Genomic DNA, 6,410 nt, shown 5'->3' on the forward strand with positions numbered 1-6,410 from the left:
GGGCTCAGGCCGCGCCTGCTGGCCTCGTCGCCTGGGCCAGGACCAGCGAGGCGGCGCCGTCGTTGAGGCCGGAGGCATTGCCGGCGGTGACCAATCCCTCCTTCTGGAAGGTGGGCTTCAGCCTGGCCAGGTCGGCCAGGGTTACGCCATCGCGGACATGCTCGTCGCGCTCGAAGCGGTGTTCCTCGCGCCCTGCCTGACGGTGACCGGCACGATCTGGCCGTCGAAGCGCCCCTCGGCAATGGCGCGGGCGGCCTTGTGGTGGCTCTCCAGGGCGAACTGGTCGGCTTCCTCGCGGCTCAGGCCGAAGCGGCTGGCGATGTTCTCGGCGGTGACGCCCATATGGCCGCTGCCGAAGGGGTCGCTGAGAATGCCCAAGGTCAGGTCCGTCACCTCGGCGTGTCCCATGCGCAGGCCATTGCGGGCCTGTGGCGGCAGCAGGTAGGCGCCTCGGCTCATCGACTCCGCACCCCCGGCCAGGGCGAAATGGCTGTCACCCAGAGCGATCTGCTGGGCGGCGGAGAACAGCGCCTGCACGCCGGAACCGCAGAGCCGGTTGACGTTGAATGCCGCCGCACCGTCGGGCACCCCGGCGTCCATGGCGATGTGGCGGGCAAGGTAGGCGTCCTGGGGGGCGGTGGTAATGATGTGCCCGTACACCGAGTGGTCGATCGCCTCGGCCTCGATGCCTGCACGCCGGATTGCCTCGCGGGCGGTGATGCTGCCCATCTCATGGGGAGCGAGGCCTGCCAGGCTGCCGCCGAAGCTGCCGATGGCAGTGCGGGCACCGTCGAGAATGACGACTGAATCGAACAGCATGTGATGTCTCCTGAAGTCCTGCTTTCTGGTATCTGGACGTGACCGCGCATCAGGCCGGGCTGGCGCCCCTGCCAAGCAGCGAGCGGGCGATCACCTCCTTCATGATCTCCGAGGTGCCGGCGTAGATGGTCTGGATTCGCGCATCCACGTAGAAGCGCGAGATCGGGTATTCCCGGGTATAACCGTAGCCGCCGAAGAGCTGCAGGCAGGAATCTATATTGCGGCACTGCATTTCGCTGAGTTCCAGCTTGAGAATGGCGCGTCGGTGCTGCTCATCTCGCCGCGGCGATACTTGGCAACGCAGTGCTCGAAGTAGGCGCGCCCCATGTCGATCCTGGCGCGCACCTCGGCCAGGGTGAAGCGGGTATTCTGGAAGTCGCCCACCGCCTGGCCGAAGGCGCGGCGCTCCTTGACGTAGTCCAGGGTCAGCGCCAGGGCGCCCTCCATGGAACCCAGCGCCTGGGCACCCACCCCCAGGCGTTCCCGGGGGAGCTCCTGCATCAGGTAGCGAAAGCCGGCGCCCTCGTCGCCGAGCAGGGCGTCGGCGGATAGCTGCAATCGATCGAAGAACAGCTCGGCGGTATCGCTGGCGTGCTGGCCGATCTTCTTGATCGGCTTGCCTCGGGAGAACCCCGGCAGCGAGGTGTCCACCAGGAACAGCGACACCCCCTTGGCGCCGGCGCTGGTGTCGGTCTTGGCGCAGACGATCACCATGTCGGCCACCTGGCCGTTGGTGATGAAGATCTTGGCGCCGTCGAGCTGCCAGCCGTCGTCGGTGGGGCTGGCGCGTGTCTTCATCGCCGCCAGGTCGCTGCCTGCATTGGGCTCGGTCATGGCGATGGCGCCGATGGCCTCGCCCCGGGCCATGGCCGGCAGCCATCGCGCCCGCTGCGCCGGGGTGCCCACATGCAGGAGGTAGGGCATCACAATGTTGGCGTGGATGTTGTAGGCGCTGGCCAATCCGCCGAAACCCTGCCGCGAGATTTCTTCCAGGGCGAACTGGGTGATGGCAAAGTCCGCCCCCGCCCCGCCGTACTCCTCCGGCAGGTCGATACCCAGCAGCCCGGCCTCGCCGAGTCGCTGCCACAGCGAGCGGGGCATCACGCCCTGCTCTTCCCAGGTCTCGTAGTGGGGGGCGACCTCCTGTTCCAGGCAGCGGCGGATCATGTCGTGGAACAGGGCGGTCATGTCGTCATCGGAAGTGCTCATGTTCAGGCGTTAAGCTCCTGTCTCAGGTGGCGCTTGAGGATCTTGCCCGCGGTGCTCTTGGGCAGGCTGTCGGCGAATAGAATCTGCTTGGGCACCTTGTAGGGGGCCATCATCCCCCTGGCATGGGCGATCAGCTCCTCCGCGCTTGCCTCATGGCCCTCCTTGAGCACCACCACGGCGGTGATCGCTTCGATCCACTTGGTATCGGGCAGGCCGACCACGGCCACTTCGGAGACGGCGTCATGCTTGAAGAGGGCTTCCTCGACCTCGCGGCTGGCGACCACGATACCGCCGGTATTGATGACATCCTTGATGCGGTCGACGATGTAGAGATAGCCCTCGTCATCGAAATAGCCCACATCGCCGGAGTGGAACCAGCCGCCGCTGAAGGCTTCCTCGGTCATGTCCGGTTTGTCCCAGTAGCCGGTAAGCAGCTGAGGCGAACGGTGCACGATCTCGCCGTGCTCCCCCGGCGGCACGTCGTTCATCTCCAGGTCGACGATGCGCGTCTCCACCGTGAGGATGGGGCGGCCCGCCGAGGCCGGGCGTGCCGCGTGCTCCTCGGGGCGCAGCACGGTGGCAAGGGGGGCGATCTCGCTTTGTCCATAGCAGTTGTAGAGGCCCACGCCCGGGATGCGCCGCTGCAATTCCTCCACCACTGGTACCGGCATGATCGAGGCGCCGTAGTAGGCCTTCTTCAGTTGGCTCAGGTCGTGGCTGTCGAAATCCGGATGGCGCAGCAGGCTGATCCACACCGTGGGCGGAGCGAAGAAGGAGACGATGCCTTCACCGGCGATCTGCGTCAGGCAGTCGTCGGGTAGCGGTGCCTCGCGCAGGTGGACCGGGGCGCCCAGCAGCAGGGCTGGCATCAGGAACACATGCATCTGTGCCGAGTGGTAGAGCGGCAGCGCCGCCAGCATCGGTTCGTCACCCTTGATGTCGAGCTCCACCATGCAGGCCATGTACTCGGCGAGCAGCGCCTGATGGGTCATCATCGCGGCCTTGGGCGCCGCCGTGGTGCCCGAGGTATAGAGCAGCTGGGCCAGGCTGGAGCCGTCGATTTCCACCGCCGGTTCGTCGGCACGGGTATCCGACAGCGCCGTCTGCAGCACATCCAGGCCCTGTGCGCCCAGGTCCTGCGCATCGTCGGCGTGCAGGGTGGCAGAGAGGGCAAGGGTTAGCCTCTGGGTGGCGGTGCTGACGTTGTCGGCCAGGGCACGGTCGCTGAGCAGGCAGGCGGCGCCGGACTGCTCGAGGATGTAGCGCAGCTCGTCACCGCTCAGGGCGAAGTTGATCGGCACGTGCACCAGGCCGGCTCGGGTCGCCGCCAGCCAGGCGATCACATAGCGTCGGAGTTCTTGCCGTACACCGCAAGGCGGTCGCCGGGTGAGAGGCCCGCTGCTAGGAGGCGGTTGGCGACCCGGTTCACCGCCCGGTCGAGTTCGCGGTAGGTCCAGCGGCGGCTGCCGAAGGCCAGCGCCAGCTTGTCGCCGTGCTTTCTGGCGCTGCGGCTCAGCGCAGCCCCGATGGTGTTCTGCTGGATACGTTGTGACGTTCTCATCTCCACTTCCTCCCGGTCCCGTCAGATGCCTTTGAGCCGCTGGCATAGGGGGCGTCAAGCTGCCTTGGCGGCGTTGCCACCGACCTTTCCGGTGAGTGCGTCCCACCTCCCTGGGGGGCCGTTCTCGCCCGGGCTCTCGCGGCTGAGGCCGGGCGGTCGTTGCGCTCCTCGGGACACAGTATCGCGAGCAGAGAGGCGTCGATGGCGCTGGTATTCATGCCGGTCTCCCTCTGCCTGTCAGGCACCGTTGTTGACCAGGTGACACTGGCTATCCGAGAGCGGACGGAAGGCCTCCTCGGCGGGAATGGTGCGTACGACCCGAAACAGGTCATCGTCGTCACTGGATTCCTCGGGCGTCTTGACCTCGACCAGATACATGTCGTGGACCATGCGTCCGTCTTCACGGATATAGCCGTCGGTGGCGAAGATGTCGTTGATCGGGGTATCCGCCATCTGCTGGCGCACCGCCTGGGCTTCATCGGTGCCGATGGCATCGATGGCCTGGAGGTAGTGAAGGGTGCTGGAGTACAGCCCGGCATGGACCATGGTGGGCATGCTTCCGGTACGTTCGCGGAAGCGTTCGGCCCAGGCGCGGGACTCGTCGTTCAGGTCGTAGTACCAGGCCTTGGTGAACTGCAGGCCCTGGGCGGCCTCGAGGCCGATGCTGCGAACGTCGGTACTGAACAGCACCATGCCGGCGAGAATCTGTCCTGCCTGGGTGATGCCGAACTGGCCGGCGGTGGTGATCGCATTGATGGTGTCGGCGCCGGCGTTGTTGAGCGCGATCACGTCGGCACCCGACGCCTGTGCCTGCAGCAGGAACGACGAGAAATCACTGGTGGGGAAGGGGTGGCGCGCCTTGCCCACGATGGTGCCGCCGTTCTCGGTGACGACCCGTTCCACGTCGCCCTCCAGGGCATGGCCGAAAGAGTAGTCGGCACTGAGCAGGTACCAGTTGGCGTTGCCCTCCTCGGTGATCGCCTTGGCGGTACCGTTGGACATGGCCCAGGTGTCGTAGACCCAGTGGATATGGTTGGGCGAGCAGCTCTCGTTGGTGACACCGGAGGAGACGGCGCCGTTGACCAGCCCCAGGCGATTCTCCTCTTCGAGCAGCCGGACGACAGCGAGTGTCACCGAAGAGGCGACCAGCCCCGTGACCATGTCGACGTTTCGCTCGTCGATCCACTCCCGCACGATGCTCGAGCCCACGTCGGGGCTGTTGCGGTCGTCGGCGCTGAATACCACGACATCGGCACCGCCCACGCTGCCGCCCACGTCCTCGATGGCCATTTCGATGGCGTCCAGCCCCTGGGGGCCGATGGGGTCGCGGTAGGGGCCTGTCATGTCGGCCAGGTAGCCGATGCGAATCTCGTTGTCGGTGATGTCGGAGGCGCCGGCGTGACCGGCGAGCATGACGGAGGCGGCGAGTGCGCCCATGGCGAAGCGGTGGGTAGCGTGCATTTTGTTGCCTTGTGCGTTGTTGTTGTACGAGCCGCCTGACGATGACGGCACTGGATTCAAGCTGTGGATAACCTGTGTGCTTTCGTGTGAACTTTTGTGCGTAAGGTGTTGGCCGGCTGTGGACGGTGTGATTACCCCGTTGCACGGTGCTGTTTCATGGTAGGAGGAAACCCTGGCGACGGTTTTACGCATCGAGCCACACTTTTTGCATTTCGTGCCAAAATTGTGCCGCTGTAGCAGGGTCGCGACTTTGGTCTAGATAGTGGTATCCAGAGGAAATTCCGATTATCGTGTATTAAATTATTTTAAATCAGAAGGATATATAGTTTTCTTCGGAAGAGAGGCGTGGCGGGGTGGTGGTGGTAATACAGATCATGCCAGGTTTTTTCTGGAGAGTGCTTTCACCGGGAGACCCTGGCACGTGCAGGCGGCAGTGGGGTAAGCCGGGGTTCACAAGGCGAGGGTGGGGCAGGCAGCCCATACAAGCAGCGGGGGCGCACTGGCGCCCCCGCTGTGGATTACGCCGCCACTCACGGCGCGTTCGCTATCGGTCGATCAATGGCTGTGACTGTGCCCATGGTTGTCGTCATGGTCATGTCCGTGACCGTCGTCGTGGTCGTGTCCGTCATGGCCGGCCAGGGCGTCATGCAGCACCTGGGCATTGTGACGCATCATGCCCAGGTAAGTACTGGCTTCGCCTTCGGTGGCCAGGGCGTCGGAGTAGAGCGTACCGGCGATGGGCAGGCCGGTCTCTTCCGACAGCTGGTTGATGATTGCCGGGCTGGTCATGTTCTCGTGGAACAGGGCCTTGACCTGCTGTTCGCGAATCACGTCGATCAGCCGTGCCATATCGGCGGCGCTGGGCTCTGCTTCGGTGGATAGGCCCACCGGCGAGAGGAAGCGCAGACCGTAGGCATTGGCAAAGTAGCCGAAGGAGTCGTGGCCGGTGATCACGCTGGTAGAGGTGGGAATTTCCCCGATCAGCTGGCGGATCTCTGCGTCGGTGGCACGCAGCTCGTTGATATAGCTCTCGGCATTGTCGCGGTAGTCGGCCTCGTTGTCCGGGTCCGCCTCGATCAGGCCGTCACGGATGTTGCCGACGTAGATCTTGCCCATGGCCAGATCCTGCCAGGCGTGCGGATCGTAATCGCCATGCACGTGGTCATGATCGTGGCCCTCACTGTCATGGCCGTGGTCGTCGTCGTGGGCATGCTCGTGCCCGTGGTCATGCCCATGATCGTCATGGTCGTCGTCGTGGTCATGCCTGTGGTCATCGCCATGGTCGTCATGGCCGTGGTCGTCGTCGTGGTCATGATCGTGCCGTGGTCATGCCCATGATCGTCATGGYCGTGGTCGTCGT

Annotated in this window: 3 protein-coding genes and 3 pseudogenes; all 6 read right to left on the reverse strand. The window is 64.8% G+C overall.

Annotated features, from left to right (window positions below; all coding sequences use genetic code 11):
- Positions 1 to 4 precede the first annotated feature (4 nt).
- Positions 5 to 139: a hypothetical protein gene (locus Q427_RS35230; protein WP_331280592.1), complete on the reverse strand. Its 135-nt coding sequence runs from the start codon at positions 137 to 139 to the stop codon at positions 5 to 7.
- Positions 140 to 141: 2 nt separating this feature from the next.
- On the reverse strand, positions 142 to 819 hold the full coding sequence (locus Q427_RS09575) for a hypothetical protein (RefSeq protein WP_269321218.1): 678 nt from the start codon (positions 817 to 819) through the stop codon (positions 142 to 144).
- Between the two features lie 49 nt (positions 820 to 868).
- A pseudogene (locus tag Q427_RS09580) lies at positions 869 to 2,028 on the reverse strand (acyl-CoA dehydrogenase family protein).
- 2 nt (positions 2,029 to 2,030) lie between these two features.
- Positions 2,031 to 3,589: pseudogene (locus Q427_RS09585) on the reverse strand (fatty acyl-CoA synthetase).
- A 237-nt stretch (positions 3,590 to 3,826) separates the two neighbouring features.
- The gene (locus tag Q427_RS09590; protein ID WP_043513333.1) at positions 3,827 to 5,050 is read right to left on the reverse strand and encodes an ABC transporter substrate-binding protein; all 1,224 of its coding nucleotides are present in this window, start codon (positions 5,048 to 5,050) and stop codon (positions 3,827 to 3,829) included.
- Between the two features lie 555 nt (positions 5,051 to 5,605).
- Positions 5,606 to 6,410, reverse strand: a pseudogene (locus tag Q427_RS35235) (metal ABC transporter substrate-binding protein); the annotation flags it as partial.

This window comes from Halomonas sp. BC04, from assembly GCF_000568385.1.

Excerpts from the sequence above, each read along its gene's own strand:
- Q427_RS09575 (WP_269321218.1), bottom strand. The coding sequence starts at position 819 with ATGCTGTTCGATTCAGTCGTCATTCTCGACGGTGCCCGCACTGCCATC.
- Q427_RS09590 (WP_043513333.1), bottom strand. The coding sequence starts at position 5,050 with ATGCACGCTACCCACCGCTTCGCCATGGGCGCACTCGCCGCCTCCGTC.